This is a genomic window from Jannaschia maritima, from assembly GCF_030973515.1.
Lineage (GTDB): Bacteria > Pseudomonadota > Alphaproteobacteria > Rhodobacterales > Rhodobacteraceae > Jannaschia > Jannaschia maritima.
The window spans coordinates 178,365-197,441 of sequence record NZ_JARGZA010000004.1 but is presented as its reverse complement, the minus strand read 5'-3'; the positions used below and the strand labels follow the sequence as shown (position 1 = coordinate 197,441).

The 19,077-nt window shown below is 72.2% G+C and carries 16 protein-coding genes; 7 read left to right on the top strand and 9 right to left on the bottom strand.

Annotated elements, in window-relative coordinates; translation table 11 throughout:
* Window positions 1–22: 22 nt before the first annotated feature.
* Together P0084_RS05285 and P0084_RS05280 are read right to left on the bottom strand one after the other, a co-directional pair.
* Window positions 23–535 (bottom strand): hypothetical protein, encoded by a 513-nt coding sequence (locus tag P0084_RS05285; RefSeq protein WP_308915766.1) that lies wholly within the window; start codon window positions 533–535, stop codon window positions 23–25.
* A 106-nt stretch (window positions 536–641) separates the two neighbouring features.
* Window positions 642–1,373, bottom strand: coding sequence for a 16S rRNA (uracil(1498)-N(3))-methyltransferase (locus P0084_RS05280; RefSeq protein ID WP_308915765.1), 732 nt, complete (start codon window positions 1,371–1,373; stop codon window positions 642–644).
* Between the two features lie 9 nt (window positions 1,374–1,382).
* On the opposite strand from P0084_RS05280, the gene ubiA reads away from it, so the two are divergent.
* The 3 genes from ubiA (at window position 1,383) to P0084_RS05265 (ending at window position 4,669) form a co-directional block, all read left to right on the top strand.
* A complete protein-coding gene (gene ubiA, locus P0084_RS05275) occupies window positions 1,383–2,324 on the top strand; it encodes a 4-hydroxybenzoate octaprenyltransferase (protein WP_308915764.1) in 942 nt (313 codons plus the stop codon).
* A gap of 78 nt (window positions 2,325–2,402) precedes the next feature.
* Complete coding sequence (locus P0084_RS05270; RefSeq protein ID WP_308915763.1) at window positions 2,403–4,343, top strand: OmpA family protein; 1,941 nt, start codon at window positions 2,403–2,405, stop codon at window positions 4,341–4,343.
* Entirely contained in the window at window positions 4,340–4,669 is a 330-nt protein-coding gene (locus tag P0084_RS05265) for a hypothetical protein (protein WP_308915762.1), read from the top strand. Before P0084_RS05270 ends, P0084_RS05265 begins: the two co-directional genes overlap by 4 nt.
* A gap of 70 nt (window positions 4,670–4,739) precedes the next feature.
* On the opposite strand, the gene P0084_RS05260 is transcribed toward P0084_RS05265, so the two are convergent.
* A complete protein-coding gene (locus P0084_RS05260; protein ID WP_308915761.1) occupies window positions 4,740–5,720 on the bottom strand; it encodes an NAD(P)H-quinone oxidoreductase in 981 nt (326 codons plus the stop codon).
* Between the two features lie 38 nt (window positions 5,721–5,758).
* On the opposite strand from P0084_RS05260, the gene P0084_RS05255 reads away from it, so the two are divergent.
* Window positions 5,759–6,097: a hypothetical protein gene (locus P0084_RS05255; RefSeq protein ID WP_308915760.1), complete on the top strand. Its 339-nt coding sequence runs from the start codon at window positions 5,759–5,761 to the stop codon at window positions 6,095–6,097.
* A 24-nt stretch (window positions 6,098–6,121) separates the two neighbouring features.
* On the opposite strand, the gene P0084_RS05250 is transcribed toward P0084_RS05255, so the two are convergent.
* Window positions 6,122–7,330 (bottom strand): D-alanyl-D-alanine carboxypeptidase family protein, encoded by a 1,209-nt coding sequence (locus tag P0084_RS05250; RefSeq protein ID WP_308915759.1) that lies wholly within the window; start codon window positions 7,328–7,330, stop codon window positions 6,122–6,124.
* 152 nt (window positions 7,331–7,482) lie between these two features.
* Window positions 7,483–8,448: an endonuclease/exonuclease/phosphatase family protein gene (locus P0084_RS05245; protein WP_308915758.1), complete on the bottom strand. Its 966-nt coding sequence runs from the start codon at window positions 8,446–8,448 to the stop codon at window positions 7,483–7,485.
* Window positions 8,449–8,567: 119 nt separating this feature from the next.
* Here P0084_RS05245 and hemF point away from each other — a divergent pair, with 119 nt between their 5' ends.
* Complete coding sequence (gene hemF / locus P0084_RS05240; RefSeq protein ID WP_308915757.1) at window positions 8,568–9,473, top strand: oxygen-dependent coproporphyrinogen oxidase; 906 nt, start codon at window positions 8,568–8,570, stop codon at window positions 9,471–9,473.
* Between the two features lie 49 nt (window positions 9,474–9,522).
* Here the strand turns inward: hemF and P0084_RS05235 are convergent, their stop codons facing one another.
* Together P0084_RS05235 and hemE are read right to left on the bottom strand one after the other, a co-directional pair.
* Window positions 9,523–10,677, bottom strand: a complete 1,155-nt coding sequence (locus P0084_RS05235) for an FAD-binding oxidoreductase (protein WP_308915756.1) — start codon at window positions 10,675–10,677, stop codon at window positions 9,523–9,525.
* 42 nt (window positions 10,678–10,719) lie between these two features.
* The gene (gene hemE, locus P0084_RS05230) at window positions 10,720–11,769 is read right to left on the bottom strand and encodes a uroporphyrinogen decarboxylase (RefSeq protein ID WP_308915755.1); all 1,050 of its coding nucleotides are present in this window, start codon (window positions 11,767–11,769) and stop codon (window positions 10,720–10,722) included.
* A gap of 79 nt (window positions 11,770–11,848) precedes the next feature.
* Here hemE and hemC point away from each other — a divergent pair, with 79 nt between their 5' ends.
* On the top strand, window positions 11,849–12,793 hold the full coding sequence (hemC, locus tag P0084_RS05225; RefSeq protein WP_308915754.1) for a hydroxymethylbilane synthase: 945 nt from the start codon (window positions 11,849–11,851) through the stop codon (window positions 12,791–12,793).
* Window positions 12,794–12,818: 25 nt separating this feature from the next.
* Here hemC and aspS read toward each other — a convergent pair whose 3' ends face one another.
* Window positions 12,819–14,603: an aspartate--tRNA ligase gene (aspS, locus tag P0084_RS05220; RefSeq protein WP_308915753.1), complete on the bottom strand. Its 1,785-nt coding sequence runs from the start codon at window positions 14,601–14,603 to the stop codon at window positions 12,819–12,821.
* Between the two features lie 72 nt (window positions 14,604–14,675).
* On the bottom strand, window positions 14,676–15,407 hold the full coding sequence (locus P0084_RS05215) for an HAD family hydrolase (protein ID WP_308915752.1): 732 nt from the start codon (window positions 15,405–15,407) through the stop codon (window positions 14,676–14,678).
* A 204-nt stretch (window positions 15,408–15,611) separates the two neighbouring features.
* Here P0084_RS05215 and carB point away from each other — a divergent pair, with 204 nt between their 5' ends.
* Window positions 15,612–19,004, top strand: coding sequence for a carbamoyl-phosphate synthase large subunit (gene carB / locus P0084_RS05210; RefSeq protein WP_308915751.1), 3,393 nt, complete (start codon window positions 15,612–15,614; stop codon window positions 19,002–19,004).
* Window positions 19,005–19,077 lie beyond the last annotated feature (73 nt).

The following is a 19,077-nucleotide window of genomic DNA, read 5'->3' as shown; positions in this document are numbered from 1 at the left end:
ACCACCTGAAGCGCCGCACCGGTCAGGTCAAGGCCGCGCGACCCGGCCTGCGCCACACGATCACGGTGCCGCGATCCGTGCGGCGCGACACGCGGACCATGGCGATGGCGTCGAAGCCCGGCAGGGGCGCCAGGGCGTCGGGCAGGGCGTCCGCGCCCAGGGCGCCCGCGGGGACGAAGACCGGCGCCTGCCCGTCCGCCGACAACCGCCAGAACGCGTCCTCGGACGTGCTGCGGCGATGGGCCACCTCCGTCAGGTCGTCGAGCGCGACGGTCCCGCCCATCACCGGCCCCATGTATGTGATGCGCCCCTCGTCCACCGTGACCACGCCCGGCGCCCGGGCGCCCGTGTCGAACAGAGCCCGGCGCAGGCCGGACAGCAGCAGGACGGCACCCACCACCGCCAGCGCCAGGCCCAGAAGGGCGGGCAGGCCGAACGTCGTCGCCCACAGCCAAAGGCCCAGCACGACGCCGAACGCCCCCAGCCCAGCCTCACGCCAACGGTGGAGGGTCGCGGCGGCGTCCGGGCGGATCACGGAACGTTCCTGCGGCGGCACATCGCCGGGGCGGCAAACGCGTTGCGTCCGTCCGCCACGACACGGATAGGCGACGCGAACGGTCGGACGGGCACGGCACGCGCCGTCACCTCCAGTCCCCCCGCGCCGCCTGCCACAGCGTCAGGGCGGCCACCGCGGCGGTGTCGGCGCGCAGGATGCGGGGCCCCAGAGCCAGGGGCGCGGCCTGGGGCGCCGCGCGGATGCGGAGGCGTTCCTCCGGGGCGAAGCCGCCCTCCGGGCCGATCAGCACGGCGGCCGGTGCGGGGGGCAGCGCGGCCGCGGCCTCCCCCTCGCCGCGCCAGTCGGGGTCGCCCGACAGGGCCTCGTCGGCGAAGACCAGGGCGCGGTCCGGGGGCCAGGCGTCCAGCAACCGGCCGAGTGGTTGCAGCGCCTCCACCGCGGGGACGTATGTGCCGCCGCATTGCTCCGCCGCCTCCACCGCGTGGGCTTGCAGGCGGTCCTGGCGGATGCGGTCCGCGTTGGTGCGCGCCGTCTGCACGGGCAGGATGCGCGCCACGCCCAGCTCGGTGGCCTTCTCGACGATGAAGTCGGTGCGGGCCTTCTTGATGGGCGCGAAGACCAGCCACAGGTCGGGCGGGTTCCGCTGGGGGGCGGTGCGCTCGCCCACCCGCGCGGTCCCGCCGCGCTTGGCCAGCCCTTCGACCGTCATGGCATGGGCGCCGGTCGCGCCGTCGAACCCTTCGAACGCGTCGCCCGGTTTCAGGCGCATGACGTTGCCCAGGTAATGCGCCTGCGCAGGGGTCAGGGGGACCGATTGCCCCGGATGCAGGGGATGCTCTAGGTGCAGGCGAACCATGGGGGCGTCATGACAGAAGCGGGCGGCGGGGGACAGGTGGCCGATGCGGTCCGGGGTAACTGGGTGGACGCCCGGGCGCCCGCCTGGCTCCGCCCTTATCTGCGCCTGTCGCGGGCGGACCGGCCGGTCGGGACATGGCTTTTGCTGCTGCCCTGCCTGTGGTCGCTGACCCTGGCCGGCGCCACACTCGGCTGGCGGTGGGAGGGGGCGTGGATCGCCCTGGGCTGCGCCCTGGGCGCGTTCCTGATGCGCGGCGCGGGCTGCACGTGGAACGACGTGACCGACCGGGACATCGACGCCCGGGTCGCGCGCACCCGGTCCCGCCCCATCCCGTCGGGCCAGGTCACCGTGCGACGCGCGCTGGCATGGCTAGCGATCCAGGCGCTGGTCTCGCTGGCCATCCTGCTGACCTTCCACCCGACGGCGATCGGCCTGGGCGTCCTGTCGCTGGTGCCGGTCGCGGTCTATCCGTTCGCGAAGCGGTTCACCTGGTGGCCGCAGGCGTTCCTCGGCATCGCGTTTAACTGGGGCGCGCTGCTGGCCTGGGCCGCCTATGCCGGGTCGCTGTCCGCCGCGCCGGCCCTGCTCTACGGCGCGGGCATCGCCTGGACGCTCTTCTACGATACGATATACGCCTATCAGGACGCGGAGGACGACGCCCTGATCGGGGTCCGGTCCACCGCGCGGCGGTTCGGGGACCGGCCGGGCCCGTGGCTGGCGGGCTTCGCCATGCTCGCCGCCGGGTCGATGGCCCTGGCCGTGGTCGTGGCGCTTGACGGCTTGGCGGCGGTGGTCCCCGCCGTCGGCGTCCTGGCCTTCGCGGGCCACCTGGCCGTGCAGCTGCGGCGGCTGGACATCGGGGACCCGGCCGCGTGCCTGGACCTGTTCCGGTCGAACCGCGACGCCGGCCTGCTGGTCCTGCCGGCCTTCCTGCTGGCGCCGCTGGTGTGATCGGCGCGCCCCCGCCGCCCGCGATTGCACCCCCCCGGCCCGCGGGCTAGGCAGTCGCCGCATCGAACGGGACGGGACATGAGCCGCACGCGCACCTTCGCCACGATCGTGGCCCTCGGGCTGGCCGCCGGCACCTCCGCCGGGGGGGCCTATCTCGGCGTGCTGTGGGTCGAGTCGCATTCCGTCGACACCGTCGGACAGGCGCTGGATCGCGGCGGCCAGGACTGGGCCACGCCCGTGGCCGACGGCCTGCAGCTGATCCTGACGGGCACCGCCCCGAACGAGCCCGCGCGCCTGCGCGCCGTCACCCTGGCCGCGCGCGTGGTCGATCCCGCCCGCATCGTCGACGGCATGGACGTGGAGGCGGCCGCGCCCCAGCCGCCGCCCCGCTATGGATTGGAGATCCTGCGCAACGACGCGGGCATCTCCGTGATCGGCCTGGTGCCGGAGCGCGGCGTCGGCCGCGACGCCCTGGAGGAGGGGCTGACCGGATACGCCGAGGTCACCAACATGGTCGAGACGGCGGACCGCGCCGTGCCCCCCGGCTGGGCCCGTTCGGTCGAATACGCCATGAATGCCCTGCGCGACCTGGAACAGGCCAAGATCAGCGTCGGCGCGGGCCACGTCGCCATCACCGCGGTCGCCGACAGCGACGAGGAACGCCGACGGTTGGAGGCGGGGCTGCGGCGCGGCGTGCCCGACGGCCTGCGCGTGGACGTCGAGATCGCCGCGCCCCGTCCGGTCATCGCCCCCTTCACCACGCGGTTCGTCCTGGACGAGGCGGGCGCGCGGTTCGACGCCTGCGCGGCGGGCAGCGCGCGCGGGGTGGGGCGCATCCTGCTGGCCGCCCGCGCCGCGGGCGCGCCGGAAAGCACGGAATGCACCGTCGCCCTGGGCGCCCCGTCGGCGAGCTGGCCCGACGCCGTGGCCCGCGCGATCGAGGCGGTGGCCGCCCTCGGCGGCGGGGCCGTGACGCTGTCGGACGCCGACGTCACCCTCGTCGCGCCCGAGGGCACCGCGTCGGACGCGTTCGATGCCCTGGCCGCCGAGCTGGACGCCGACCTGCCGGGCATCTTCACCCTGACGGCCCTGAACCCCGCCCCCCTGCAGGACGAGGATGCCGAGGACGGCACGATCCCCGTCTTCACCGCCATGCGCGAACCGAACGGATCCGTGCGAATGGGGGGCCGCCTGCGCGACCGCACCCAGGAGGCCGCGGTCGCGTCCTATGGGCGGGCGCTGTTCGGCGTGGACGGCACGCGGCTGGCGCCCCGCTTCGACGACACGCTGCCGCAGGGATGGCCCGCGCGCGTGCTGGCCGGTCTGGCCGCGCTGGGCGAGTTGAACGACGGCTCGCTCCTCGTGCGCGAGGATCTGGTCTCGCTCCGGGGTCGCACGGGCAGCCAGACGGCGGAGGCCGAGATCGCGCGCCTGCTGTCGGACCGGCTGGGCGCGGACGGGGACTTCCGCATCGACGTAATCTATGCGGAGGAACTGGACCCCACCCTGAACATCCCCACGCCGGAGGAATGCGTGGCCCGCCTGTCGGAGGCGCAGGCGGGGGACAAGCTGTCCTTCGCCCCCGGCGCGGCGGTGCTGACGACCGAATCGGCGGACGTGCTGGCCGACCTGGTGACGGTCCTGCGCGATTGCCGCCGGGAGGTGTTCGAGGTGGGCGGCCACACCGACAGCCAGGGCCGCGAGGTCATGAACCAGGAACTGTCGCAGGAGCGCGCCGAAGCGGTCCGCGCCGCCTTGATCGAACGCGGCCTGTCGCCCTCGCAGCTGACCGCCCGCGGCTACGGCGAGTCGGAGCCCATCGCCGACAACGGCACCGAAGCGGGGCGGGAGGCGAACCGCCGGATCGTGTTCACGCTGGCCGGACAGCCCGTGCCGCGCGACCCCGACGGGCCAGCGCCGGACGACGACGATGCGGGGGCCGGGGCCGACGCTGCGGATTCGACCGCTGCAGACGCGGTTGCCGCGCAGGACGAAGAAGGCACGGAGGCGCAGGAATGAACCGCACCGAATTCGTGGTCGCCATCGCGGTCATCCTGTTCCTGGCCTTCGCGCTGGGCTGGTTCGCGTCCTGGCTGGTGGGCCGTCTCGGCCGGGTCACGCAGGACGGGATGACCGATCTCGACACCATGGCCCAGCAGCTCCACGACGCGGAGGAGCAGCGCGACGAGGCCATCGCCTACCTGCACCATCGCGAGGCGGAGCTGGAGCGCAAGCTCACCCAGACGGAGGCCGAACTGCGCGCCGCGATGGAAGGGCTGGGCGAGGCCCGCCGGGAATCGAGCGACCTGCGTGCCTATATCGAGAGCATGAACGCGCAGGCGTGACGGGCGCCACGGGCGGCGGTTCCGCACCGGGCGCCCGGGCGATGCGCGGCGCACCGGTGCGCGCGGCGGCCTATCCGACCGCCAGCACCATCTTGCCCACGTGGTCCCCCGCTTCCATCCGGCGATGCGCCGCCGCCGCGTCCGCCAGGGGGAACGTGCGGTCCATGACCGGTGCGATGGCACCCGCGTCGATCAGGGGCCAGACCCGCGTGCGCAGCGCGTCCGCGATCCGCGCCTTCTCGACGTCCGTGCGCGGCCGCAGCGTCGAGCCGGTGATCGTCAGCCGCCGGACCATCAGGGGGGCGAAGTTCACCTCCGCCTTTGGGCCTTGCAGGAACGCGATCTGCACCAGTCGCCCGTCGTCGGCCAGGGCCTTCAGGTTGCGGGGCAGGTAATCCCCGCCCACCATGTCCAGGATCACGTCCGCGCCGCCCGCATCCCGCATCCAGGGCACGAAGTCGACCTCGCGGTAGTTCAGCGCGGTGGCGCCCAGCCCCTTGCACACGGCGACCTTTTCGTCCGTTCCGGCGGTGGCGAAGACGCGCGCGCCCAAGGCCCGCGCCATCTGGATCGCCATCGTGCCGATCCCCGACGTCCCGCCGTGAACCAGCAGCCGTTCCCCCGCCCGCAATCGGCCCCGGTCGAAGACGTTCGACCAGACCGTGAACGCCGTTTCCGGCAGGGCGGCGGCTTGCGCCATGTCCAGGCCGTCCGGAACGCGCAGCGCATGGTCTGCGGGGCAGGTGGCCCATTCGGCGTATCCCCCGCCCGGCAGCAGGGCGCAGACGGCGTCGCCGGCAGCCCAGCGCGACACGCCCGGGCCCACCGCGTCGACATGGCCCGCCCCTTCCAGCCCCGGCAGGTCGCTGGCCCCCTTCGGCGGGTCGTAGGCGCCGGCCCGTTGAAGCGCGTCGGGACGGTTCACGCCCGCATGGGACAGGCGGATGCGGATCTCGCCCGGGCCCGGCATGGGGACGGGCCGGTCCACCAGTCGCAGGACGTCCGGTCCGCCGGGTCCCGATATCTCCACCGCGCGCATGGTCTGGGTCATGGGTGCACCTCCCCCGGGGTCCGTGTTAACCACGGCGCATGAGGGACGTCATGCCGTTCGTGTCGCCCATCGTGAACGTCGCCGTCCTGGTGCCGGTGATCTGGGGGCTGGCCGTCGGCACGCAGGACGCCGCCTTCGGAACCGACACGCCCGCGCGACGCATTCTGATCTGCGTCTATGCCGCCATCCTCCTGGTGTCCGCGATCCTGCTGGCTTGGCCCCACGGGTGTGCGGCGCTCTTGCCCGGACTGCTGGCGGTGCAGGTGGCCTACGAGCCGATGACGCCGTTCCTGCTCGGGGCGGGACACCCCGTCGCCGTGGCCAATCTGGGCATCGCCGCGATCCACGCGGTGACCTTGGCGGCGGTGCTGCGCTAGGGGGTCGTCCCGCGGGCGGGGGGCTCAGCCCCCCGCGACCACGTCGCAGGCGACCTGCCTGCTCTGGATGCGCGAGCAGGCGCGTTGCGCGTCCCGCTGGCTCAGGCCCACGAAGGCGGGCTGGAAGCCGCCCGACACGGGGCGGACCTGGCGCAGGGCGGTGTCCAGAACCTCCAGTTCCTGCAGGGCGGTCCGCAGCAGGAGGCGGTCCGCCTCGTAGCGGGACGTCTGGCGCGGCAGGGCGATGCCATAGATCTGCCCGCCCGAGCTGGACGACCGGGTGACCAGCTGCCCCACGGTCGAATCGATGGCCGCCGACAGGGACGCCGTCGCCGTGCGGGGCCGCATCGGCGGACGGGCCGACCGGGCCAGCAGGCCGAAGCCGCCCGCCCCGCCATAGGCCGGCAGCGCGGGGCGCAGCTCGGCCACGCCGCGCTTGGCGCGCTGGAAGCCCATGTCGAACAGCTGCATGATCCGCTTGTTGCGCGCGGCCGAGCTGGTGCCGCCGAACACGGTGGCGATGACCCGCACGTTCCCGCGCTTGGCGCTGGCCACCAGGTTGAATCCGGCGGCGTTCGTGAAGCCCGTCTTGATCCCGTCCGCCCCGTTGTAGGCCGCCAGGACCTTGCGGTTGGTGTTGCGTACGGTGCCGTGGCCGATGTTCGTCGTGCGGCGCGAGAACAGGTTGTAGTATTGCGGATAGTCGTAGAACAGCCGCCGCCCCAGCAAGCTCATGTCCCGCGCGGTGGACAGGTGGCCCCTTTGGGTCAGGCCGTGGGGGTTCTTGAAGTTCGACTGCGTCATCCCCAGCGCGCGGGCGGTGCGGTTCATCCGCCCCGCGAACGCCTCGACCGATCCCGATATGGCCTCCGCGATGGCGGTGGCGCCGTCGTTCGACGACCGCACGGCGGCGGCGCGCAGCAGATAGCGCAGCTTGACGTGGCTGCCCTGCCGGAACCCGATCGCGTACGGGGTGGCGGCGGCCTTGGCGCTGATCCGGACGGGCGTGTCCAGGGTGATCTCGCCCCGGCCCACGGCCTCGAACGCGATGTAGAGGGTCATCATCTTCGTCAGCGACGCCGGGTGCAGGCGGGCGTCGGCGTTGCGCGACCGCAGCACCTCCCCGTTGCGGGCGTCCATCAGGAATTCGGCGTAGGGCGCGGCGCGGACGGCACCTGCCATCAACGCCACGACGAGTGCGGCGACGCCGATCGCCCGCATAAGTCTGATCATGTCACTGCCTGCTCTGCCTGCCGGCCCGGTTTGCCCGGGTCCGAATTGGTTTGGGTCACCATATGCATGGACGGCTCCGGAAATCCACCAATGGATGACGGTGCCCAGATATTGCCGCAATCGGTTACCGATCCGTTAAGGGACCCGCCCCCTCAGGGCATCGCGAACTCCGCCCAGTGCAGGTAATGGTCCGACCCCTGCTCCTTGGGCGAGTTGACGACGTCCGCCACCCCCGTCCGCAGGGCCCACAGCGCGGGCGAGCACAGGAGGTAGTCGATCTGCGCCCACTCCGCCCGGCGGGTGCCGTCCGCTTGGGGCCGGTCCCAGACATGGGTGTCGCGCGCGCGGCGCACGGCCGAGGTGGGCGCGTCGTCGGCCTGATCGATCAGGGTCGCGGCGTCGGCGAGGCCGAGGGGATTCGCCGGGGCCACCAGGGGGGCCAGCGCCTCGCTGTCGGGCGTGTCGTTCAGGTCGCCCATCACCACGAAGCGGTCCGTCGCGGGGTCGACGGCGCGGCGCACCACGTCGACCACGTGCTCGGCCTCCGCCCGGCGCTTCACGGTGTTCAGCGCCTGCGCGCGGGCGTATCCGCCCGGGTCCTCGAACGGATCGATGCCGGTGTACTTCGACTTCAGGTGGCAGACGAAGGCGGTCAGGACCAGCGATTCGCGGTCCGCGTCCAGCAACTCCACCTGCAGGCAGTCGCGCCCGAACTGGTACAGCACGCCGTCGGCGCGGCGGAACTTCTCGAACCGGTGGCTGACGATCCGCCCGATGCGGAAGCGGTCCGTGCAGATCAGGCCCAGGTCGATGCCGCGCGGGTCGTTCGACGGCAGGCTGACCACGCCGGTCCGGGGCCCGTAATGCGGCCCGACCGAGCCCTGCACGAAGTCCAGCAGCGCCCCGAAGCTTTCCAGCTCCTGCAGACCCACGACGTCCACGGACCGCCGTCCGACCCCGTTGCGGCGGATGCGGCTGGCCACGTCGAAGGCGTGCGCCCGCGACTTGGGCCGGGTGCGGTACATCCCATAGGTGTCGTCGCCCACCGAATAGGGGTCGTCGAACCGGTCGAACAGGTTCTGCACGTTATAGGTGCCGATGCGGAACGGGCGTGCCATGGGGTCCTCCCCTCGGATCAGGATGGGGTCAGCCTAGCACCCCGCCCGCGCGGCGGTCAGTGCGGGAAACCCGACCCCGCATCTGGCCCCCGCCGCGCCCCCGTGGCAGGGAACGGGCCATGACCGACCCTGTGACCGACGACGACATCGCCGCCGCGCGCAAGGCCCGCGCCGCCGCCTGGTTCCGCGCGCTGCGGGACACCATCGTGGACGCCTTCCAGACGTTGGAGGACGCGGGCACCGCCACCGACGACCGCCCCCCCGCGGCCTTCGAGGTGACGCCGACGACCCGGGCCTCCGACGACGGGGGCGACGCGGGCGGGGGCCTGATGTCGGTGATGCGTGGGGGCCGGGTGTTCGAGAAGGTCGGCGTCAACGTGTCGGAGGTGTTCGGCACCCTGGCGCCCCGCGCGGTGGCGGCGATGGCGGCGCGCAAGGACCTGCCCGGCATGGCCGACGACCCGCGCTTCTGGGCGTCGGGCGTGTCGCTCGTGGCGCACATGCGCAACCCGCACGTGCCGGCGGTCCACATGAACACGCGGATGTTCTGGACCCCGCATGGCGGCTGGTTCGGGGGCGGGTCCGACCTGAACCCCGCCTTGCCCTACGACGACGACACCACGCATTTCCACGCCGAGATGCGCGCCGCCTGCGACGCGTTCGAGCCTGGGCGCTACGACCGGCTGAAGGCCTGGGCGGACGAGTACTTCTTCGTCCCACACCGGGGCCGGGCGCGGGGCGTGGGCGGGATCTTCTACGACGACCTGGACACCGGCGACTGGGAGGACGACTTCGCCTTCACCCGGGAGGTCGGGCGCCGCTTCCTGCCCGCATGGGTGCCGTTGGTCGAGAAGCGCCGCGACGCCCCCTGGACGGACGACGACCGCGACGCGCAGCTGCGCCACCGCGGCCTCTACGCCGAATACAACCTCGTCTGGGACCGCGGCACCAAGTTCGGGTTGGAAACGGGGCACAACGTCGACGCCGTGCTGATGTCCATGCCGCCCCTGGCGAAGTGGCATTGAACCCAGGCGCGCGACGGGATGCCCCCGCCCGCGTCGAGCGCGCGTCCCCCTAGTCCCACACCGCCCGGAAGTCCGCCGCGTAGCCTTCGCCGTCCAGCGACCCGCCCGACGCGACGACGGCGCCCAGCCGCCCGATCTCGTCCCCCGACTTCGCGGCCGCCCCGTTGCCGCCGCACAGCACGGTGACGCCCGGCCCCGCCGCGTCGACATAGGGGTATCCCGTGTCCGACCACACCACGGCACAGGATTCGGTGTGCGTCCCCGCTTCCGCCAGGCCGGGCAGGGCGAGGCGCAAAGCCGCCAGCAGGCGCTCGCCCACGGCCGCGTCGCCGGGCGTGGCGTACCAGGCGCGGATGGCCTCCGCGTCGTGCAGCACCGGGCTGACCACCTCGCCCCCGATCTTCAGGTAGTGCCGCCCGTCCGGATACCGGATCGGCGGCAGGGCATAGAGGTCGTGATCCCAGTCCGGCCCCGGCACCCAGATGCAGGTCGGCAGGTCCGCCAGGCGCGCGGCTTCCGCTTCGGACACGCGCACGAAGGCGACCGTGCGGCCCCACACGGTCAGCCTGGGCCGCCCGGGCAGCAGGCCGTCGCTGGCGGCGTGGGGGCCGGTCGCGACGACGACGTGGCCCCCGGACAGGCGCGTGCCGTCCGCCAGTGTGACCGCGGCGCCGTCGCGCGCGACCGCATGGCCGTGGTGGACCACGCATCCCGCGTCGCGCGCGCAGGCGATCTGCGCGCGGGCGGCGGCGCGGGGGTCGATCCAGCCGCCCAGGCGACGCTCGTGGCTGGCGACGGAGCCGGGCGGCAGCGTCCAGCCGTGACCGTCCGGACCGATGGAGGGGCGGGGGTCGTCCAGCCCTTCCGCGACGGTCAGCAACCCGTCGGTGAAGCCCGTCAGCGGGCCTTCGCGCAGCCCCGCCATCACGGCCCCGACCTCGCCGAAGAACCGCTCGCCCGACCGCGCCTCCAGATCCCGATACCGGGCGATGGAGCGTCGGGACAGGAGGGACCAGTCGGGGTCGGACGCGACGCGGCGGGTGATGCGCCCCGCGTCCCAGTGGCTCGCGCGCGGGCCGGGACCCTGCCGCGTTTCGGGCGCGGCGATCAGGGCCACGGAATGTCCGGCCTCCGCCAGGTGGCGCGCGCAGGGCGCGCCCATCATGCCAGCGCCGATCACGACGAAGTCCGATGTGGCGGTCATGGCCGGGACGCCCGGGGCGGATGGCGCGGGGGTACGGCCCCTTCAGGCCGTCGCACGCGCATCCTCGCGCAGGGTGTCCAGCATCAGGGCGACGTTGTCGGGATCCGCGTCCGGCGTGATGCCGTGGCCCAGGTTGAAGATGTGCGGCCCGCCCCGGAACCCGTCGCGGATGCGCCGCACCTCCGCCACCAGGGCGTCGCCGCCGGTGACCATGTGCGACGACTTCAGGTTGCCCTGCACGCAGCCGCCGCTCTGCACGTGCGCCGCGGCCCAGCCCACGTCCACGTCGTCGTCCAGCGCGATGCAGTCCGCGCCCGTGGCCGCGTGCATCCCTTCGTTGCGCGTGCCCGCGCCGCGCGGGAAGGCGATGACCGGGATGCCGGGGTGGCGCGCCTTCAGGGCGGCGGTGATCCGGCGCGCGGGTTCGATGGCGAAGTCGTCCAGGTCGCGGCCCTTGAGCGAACCGGCCCACGAATCGAAGATCTTCACCACCTCCGCGCCCGCGTCGATCTGGGCGGACAGGTATTCCACCGTGGCGTCCGTGATGCGGTCGATCAGCGCCGCGAACGTCGCGCGGTCCCCGTCCTTCAACGCATGCGCGGGCGCCTGGTCCGGCGTGCCCCGCCCCGCGATCATATAGGTCGCGACCGTCCAGGGCGCGCCCGCGAACCCGATCAGCGCCACGTGGCCCGGCAACGCCCCCGCCAGGTTGCGCACCGTCTGATAGATGGGGGCCAGCGTCTCGTGGATCGCGTCCGTGGGACGCAGCGCGTCGACGCCCGCGCGGTCGGTGATCGTGGACAGGCGCGGCCCCTCGCCCGTGACGAACCACAGATCCGCGCCCAGCGCCTGGGGCACCAACAGGATGTCGGCGAACAGGATGGCCGCGTCGAAGTCGTAGCGGCGGATCGGCTGCAACGTCACTTCGGTCGCCAGATCCGGGTCGTAGCACAGCGACAGGAAGTCCCCCGCCTTCGCGCGGGTGGCCCGGTATTCCGGCAGATAGCGCCCGGCCTGCCGCATCATCCAGGCCGGGGGCGTGGACAGGACCTCGCCCGCCAGGGCGCGCAGGATGGGCTTGGTGCTGGACATCGGATCCCCCGGGCGAAACGTCTGGACAACCCCTGTCCAGACGGGAACACAGTGTCAACCGAACCTGACGGACCCGACCATGCCCGCCGATCTGCCCGACCCGTCGAACCCCCTGCGCATCGGCACGCGCGGCTCCCCGCTGGCCCTGGCGCAGGCGCACGAGACGCGGGACCGGCTGAGGACGGCGCACGGTCTGGACGACGACTGCTTCGCCGTGGTGGTCATCAAGACCACCGGCGACCGCATCGTCGACCGCCCCCTGAAGGAGATCGGGGGCAAGGGCCTGTTCACCCGCGAGATCGAGGAACAGTTGCTCGCGGGCGACATCGACCTGGCGGTCCATTCCACGAAGGACATGCCCACGCTGCAACCCGACGGCCTAGTCCTCGACGTGTTCCTCCCGCGCGAGGACGTGCGCGACGCCTTCGTGTCCCTCGACGGCCTTCGTCTGGCCGACCTGCCCCGGGGCGCGACCGTCGGCACCTCGTCCCTGCGGCGGCGCGCGCAACTGGCCCGGCGGCGACCCGACCTGCACCTGGTCGAGTTCCGGGGCAACGTGCAGACCCGCATGGGCAAGCTGCGCGACCGCGTGGCGGCGGCGACCTTCCTGGCACGGGCGGGCCTGAACCGCCTGTCCATGACCGACGTGCCCCACACCGCCATCGACCCCGCCGACATGCTGCCCGCCGTGGCGCAGGGCGCCATCGGGATCGAGCGGCGGCGCGGCGACGACCGCGTGGCCGCCCTGCTGGCCCCCATCCACGATGCGCCGACCGGCACGCGCATCGCCTGCGAACGCGCCTTCCTGCGCGTCCTCGACGGGTCCTGCGAAACGCCCATCGCGGGCCTGGCCGACCTGTCGGACGGCACGCTGTCCTTCCGGGGCGAGGTGTTGCGCCCCGACGGATCGGACGCGTTGGAGGTGTCGGGCGAAGGCGCCGCGGCGGACGCCGACGCCCTGGGCGCCGCGATGGGCCGCGACCTGCTGGGCCGCGCGCCTGCGGGGTTCTTCGACTGGCGTTGAAGGGGCGGGCGTCCGGACGTGTGCCTCAGCCGTCGCGTGGCAGCGCGCGCAGGCCCAGCTCCATCAACTGGCCGGGCAGGGGGTCGCTGGGGGCGCCCATCATCAGATCCTCCGCCCGCTGGTTCATCGGGAACAGCATGACCTCGCGGATGTTCTCCTCGCCGGCCAGCAGCATCACGATGCGGTCGATGCCCGCCGCGCAGCCGCCGTGGGGCGGGGCGCCGTAGCGGAACGCCTTCACCATCCCGCCGAACCGCTTCTCGACCTCGTCCCGCCCGTATCCCGCGATCTCGAACGCGCGGTACATGACGTCCAGCCTGTGGTTCCGGATCGCGCCGGAGATCAGCTCGTACCCGTTGCAGGCCAGGTCGTACTGGAAACCCAGCACCCCTTCGGGGTCGCCCGCCAGCGCGTCCATCCCGCCCTGCGGCATGGAGAACGGGTTGTGGCTGAAATCGACCTTGCCCGCGTCGTCGCGCTCGAACATCGGGAAGTCCACGATCCAGGCAAAGGCGAAGCGGTCCGCGTCCACCAGCCCCAGCTCGGTCCCGATCACCGTGCGCGCCCGCCCCGCGACGCCTTCGAAGTCGGCGGCTCGGCCCCCCAGGAAGAACGCCGCATCGCCGGACGCCAAACCCAGCTGCTGCCGGATCGCCTCCGTCCGCTCCGGCCCGATGTTCTTCGCCAGCGGTCCTGCGGCCTCCAGCCCGTCGTCGCCGTCGCGCCAGAAGATGTAGCCCATCCCAGGCAGCCCCTCGCCCTGGGCGTACTTGTTCATCCGGTCGCAGAACTTGCGCGACCCGCCCGTCGGCGCGGGGATGGCGCGCACCTCCGTGCCCGCCTTCTCCAGCAGCGACGCGAAGATTGCGAAGCCGGAGCCGCGGAAATGCTCGCTGACGTCCTGCATGGCGATCGGGTTGCGCAGGTCGGGCTTGTCGGTCCCGTACTTCTGCAACGCCTCCGCATAGGGGATCCGCGGCCAGTCCCCCGGCGCGTCTACCGCTTTCCCCCCGCCGAACCGTTCGAACACGCCCGCGACCACGGGGGCCACGGTGTCGAACACGTCGTCCTGCGTGACGAACGACATCTCTAGGTCCAGCTGATAGAAGTCGGTGGGCGACCGGTCGGCGCGCGGATCCTCGTCCCGGAAGCAGGGCGCGATCTGGAAGTACTTGTCGAAGCCCGACACCATCAGCAGCTGCTTGAACTGCTGCGGCGCCTGCGGCAGCGCGTACACCTTGCCCGGATGCAGGCGGCTGGGCACGATGAAGTCCCGCGCCCCTTCGGGGCTGGACGCGGTGATGATCGGCGTCTGGTGCTCGCGGAACCCCAGGCCCCACATCCGTTCCCGGATGTCGCGCACCACGTCGGAGCGCAGCGTCATGTTGCGCTGCATGCTGTCGCGCCGCAGGTCCAGGAACCGGTAGCGCAGGCGCGTCTCCTCCGGATAGTCCTGGTCGCCGAACACGGGCAGGGGCAGGTCGCCGTCGACGCCGCCCAGGACCTCCAGGTCGCGGACGAACACCTCCACCCGGCCCGTGGGGATCGCGTCGTTGACCAGCGCGGGGTCGCGCGCCTTCACGCTGCCGTCGATGCGGATGCAGGTCTCGGCCCTCAACCGCTCCAACTGCGCGAAGACGGGGCTGTCCTCGTCGGCCAAAAGCTGGGTGACGCCGTAATGGTCGCGCAGGTCGATGAACAGCACGCCGCCGTGGTCGCGGATCCGGTGGACCCAGCCCGCCAGCCGCACGTCCTGGCCGACATCCCCTTCGCGCAGCCCCGCGCAGGTATGCGTGCGATAGACGTGCATGACGATAACCCCTGTCCGATGGCGCGCGCCCTTCGACACGGGACGGGCGGGGCTGTCAACCGGCGCGGCGGGTCACTCCGCGGCCGTGCGGGCGCGGACCGATCGCTCGACCCCCATCTCCAGCAGGCAGGGCCGCAGGCGGTCGGTCGTCAACACGCCGGCCTGGAAGTCCCGCTCCACGTGGACCGCGTCGGGAAAGGCCAGCACCGCGCAACCCGCGTCCAGGGCTGCGGCGGCGTCCTCCGGGCTGGTCTCGACGGCCAGGACCTGATGGGGGGCCAGGTCCAGCCGCCCCATCGCCGCGAAATAGATGTCGGGCATCGGCTTGGGCCGCGCCGCGCGCGTGGCGTCGCCGATCCAGGCGAACGCCTCCGGGTCGATCACGCGGTCCAGCGCGTCCAGGACGACGTCCACCTTGTCCGGCTCCGCGGTGGTGGCCAGCACCACGGCCAGGCCCCGGTCCTTCGCGGCGCGCACCGTGTCCAGCACGCCGGGCCGCGGGGCCAGGCCCTGCCGTCCGACCAGATCGGCCAGATGCCCCATCGCCGCCGCATGGACCGCGCGCGCGTCGACCCGACAGCCCGCATCCAGCGCATAATGCGCGATCCGGCGCGGACCGGTGGGGCCCCGCGACAGGTGGACGAACGCGTCGGGGTCCCAGATCCACTCCAGATCGAAATCGGCGAAGGCGCGGTTGTGGGCGCGTCGCTCCAAATCGCCCGTTTCGGCCAACGCGGCGAGGGATCCCAGGAACAGGGCGGTCGGTTCGGCCAAGGCGTCGTCCCTCCCCTTCGGCGCACGCATGCAACCGCAAGATGTAGCACCGGTTTCCCGCTTCAAGGCAACCCCCTGATTTCGTTTGCACCGATCTCGCCGCCCGATCTCAGGCCCCGGACTGGCGCCACCGCCGCTTGCGCCCCCCCGCCCCCCGCCTATAAGCGCGACGATTTGCCGGTCCTCCGGTCGCGATGGCGGCTGCGCCGGCATCCTGCGAACGGGGACGGGCCAATGCCGAAGCGGACGGACATCCAATCCATCATGATCATCGGCGCCGGCCCCATCGTCATCGGGCAGGCCTGCGAGTTCGACTATTCCGGCGCCCAGGCCTGCAAGGCCCTGCGGGAGGAAGGCTACCGCGTCATCCTGGTCAACTCGAACCCCGCCACGATCATGACCGATCCCGGCATGGCCGACGCCACCTACATCGAACCCATCACGCCCGACGTCGTGGCCCGCATCATCGCGCAGGAGAAGCCCGACGCGCTGCTGCCCACCATGGGCGGCCAGACCGGCCTGAACACCGCGCTGGCGCTCGACGACATGGGCGTCCTCGCGGAACACGGGGTGGAGCTGATCGGCGCCCGGCGCGAGGCGATCGAGATGGCGGAGGATCGCAAGCTCTTCCGCGAGGCGATGGACCGGCTGGGGATCGAGAACCCCAAGGCCGTGATCGTCGCCGCACCGAAGCGGCCCGACGGCAAGCGCGACATCCGCGCGGGCATGGAGGACGCGATGGCCCAGCTCGAACACGTGGGCCTGCCCGCCATCATCCGCCCCGCCTTCACCATGGGCGGCACGGGCGGCGGCGTGGCCTACAACCGCGCCGACTACGAAGCGATCTGCCGCTCCGGCCTGGAAGCCAGCCCCGTGGCCCAGATCCTTGTGGACCAGTCCCTCCTGGGCTGGAAGGAATACGAGATGGAGGTCGTGCGCGACCACGCCGACAACGCCATCATCGTCTGCTCGATCGAGAACGTGGACCCGATGGGCGTCCACACGGGCGACAGCATCACCGTGGCGCCCGCGCTGACGCTGACCGACAAGGAATACCAGCGGATGCGCACCGCCTCCATCCAGGTCCTGCGCGAGATCGGGGTCGAGACGGGGGGCTCCAACGTCCAATGGGCCGTGAACCCCGCCGACGGCCGCATGGTCGTGATCGAGATGAATCCCCGCGTGTCCCGGTCCTCCGCCTTGGCGTCCAAGGCCACGGGCTTCCCCATCGCCAAGATCGCGGCCAAGCTGGCCGTGGGCTACACGCTGGACGAATTGGACAACGACATCACGAAGGTCACGCCCGCCTCGTTCGAGCCGACCATCGACTACGTCGTCACCAAGATCCCCCGCTTCGCGTTCGAGAAGTTCCCCGGCGCCCAGCCCGACCTGACCACCGCCATGAAGTCCGTGGGCGAGGCCATGGCCATCGGCCGCACGATCCACGAATCGTTGCAGAAGGCGCTGGCATCCCTGGAAACCGGCCTGACCGGCTTCGACGAGATTGCCATTCCCGGCCTCGCCGGGAATGGCACCCCGGCCTTGAGCCGGGGCCCCGATGATCCGGATGGAACGGCTATCACCGAACCCGACCGCGCCGCCATCACCGCCGCCCTGTCCCGCCAGACCCCCGACCGCCTGCGGACGATCGCCCAGGCCATGCGCCTCGGCCTGTCGGACGACGACGTCAACGCCGTCACCAAGTTCGACCCCTGGTTCCTCGCCCGCATCCGCGAGATCGTGGACGCCGAAGCCCGGGTCCGCGCGGACGGCCTGCCCACCGACGCGGGTGCCCTGCGCCGCCTCAAGCAGATGGGCTTCACCGATGCGCGCCTCGCGATCCTGACCGGGCGGACGGAGGCCGACATCCGCGCCACGCGCCAGGCCCAGAACATCGTCGCCACCTTCAAGCGCATCGACACCTGCGCCGCGGAGTTCGAGGCCCAGACCCCCTACATGTATTCCACCTACGAGACGCCGGTGATGGGCGACGCGGAATGCGAGGCCCGCCCGACCGACGCGAAGAAGGTCGTCATCCTGGGCGGCGGCCCCAACCGGATCGGGCAGGGGATCGAGTTCGACTATTGCTGCTGCCACGCCTGCTATGCGCTGTCGGCGGCGGGCTACGAGACGATCATGGTCAACTGCAACCCGGAGACGGTCTCCACCGACTACGACACCTCCGACCGCCTCTACTTCGAGCCGTTGACGCTGGAGCACGTGCTGGAGATCCTGCGGGTGGAGCGGGAGAACGGCACGCTCCACGGCGTGATCGTCCAGTTCGGCGGCCAGACGCCCCTGAAGCTCGCCAACGCGCTGCACGAGGCCGGCATCCCCATCCTCGGCACCTCGCCCGACGCCATCGACCTGGCGGAGGACCGCGAACGCTTCCAGGGCCTGGTCCGACGCCTGGGCCTGAAGCAGCCGCGCAACGCCATCGCCACGACGGACGAGGGCGCGAAGGCCGCCGCCGCCGAGCTGGGCTTCCCCCTGGTGATCCGCCCCTCCTACGTCCTGGGCGGCCGCGCCATGGAGATCGTGAGGGATGGGGCCCAGCTCGACCGCTACATCCGCGACGCCGTGGTCGTGTCGGGCGACAGCCCCGTCCTGCTCGACGGCTATCTTTCGGGCGCGATCGAGGTCGACGTCGACGCCCTGTCGGACGGCGCGCAGGTCCACGTCGCGGGCATCATGCAGCACATCGAGGAGGCGGGCGTCCATTCGGGCGACAGCGCCTGCTGCCTGCCGCCCCACACCCTGCCCGCCGACATCGTGGCCGAGATCCGCCGCCAGACCGTCGAGTTGGCCCGTGCCCTGAACGTGGTCGGCCTGATGAACGTCCAGTTCGCCGTGAAGGACGGCGACGTCTATCTGATCGAGGTGAACCCCCGCGCGTCGCGCACCGTCCCCTTCGTCGCCAAGGCCGTCGATTCGGCGATCGCGTCCATCGCCGCGCGCCTGATGGCGGGCGAGAAGCTGTCCGATTTTCCCCTGCGCGACCCGTACCCCGCCGATGCCGGTCCCGACCACCTGCCCATCGGCGACCCCATGACGCTGGCCCATCCCGAAACGCCCTGGTTCTCCGTGAAGGAGGCCGTCCTCCCCTTCGCCCGCTTCCCCGGCGTGGACACCCTGCTGGGACCGGAGATGCGCTCGACGGGCGAGGTCATGGGCTGGGACCGGTCCTTCGCCCGCGCCTTCCTCAAGGCGCAGATGGGGGCGGGGACCCAGCTGCCGGAGGCGGGCACCGTCTTCGTCAGCATCAAGGACGACGACAAGAGCCCCCAGCTGGTCGAGACCGCGACCCTCCTGCGCGACCTGGGCCTGGACCTGCTCGCCACGTCCGGCACCGCCCGCTACCTCGCCGCGCACGGGGTCGAATCCACGACCGTCGCCAAGGCCTACGAAGGCGGCCGCACGGTCGTCGACGTCATGAAGGACGGCGGCGTGGCCCTGGTGATGAACACCACCGAAGGCGCCCAGGCCGTCGAGGACAGCCGCTCCATGCGCAACGTCGCCCTGATGGACCGCATCCCCTACTACACCACCCTAGCCGGCTCCCACGCCGCCGCCCTGGCGATGCGGGCGCGACGGGAGGGCGAGATCGAGGTGCGGACGTTGCAGTAGGGGGGGCGACTTCGCACCCTCGACATTCGGAGGGAGGGGTCGCAAATCGCATGGGGTTGGACTAGTTTCGGCG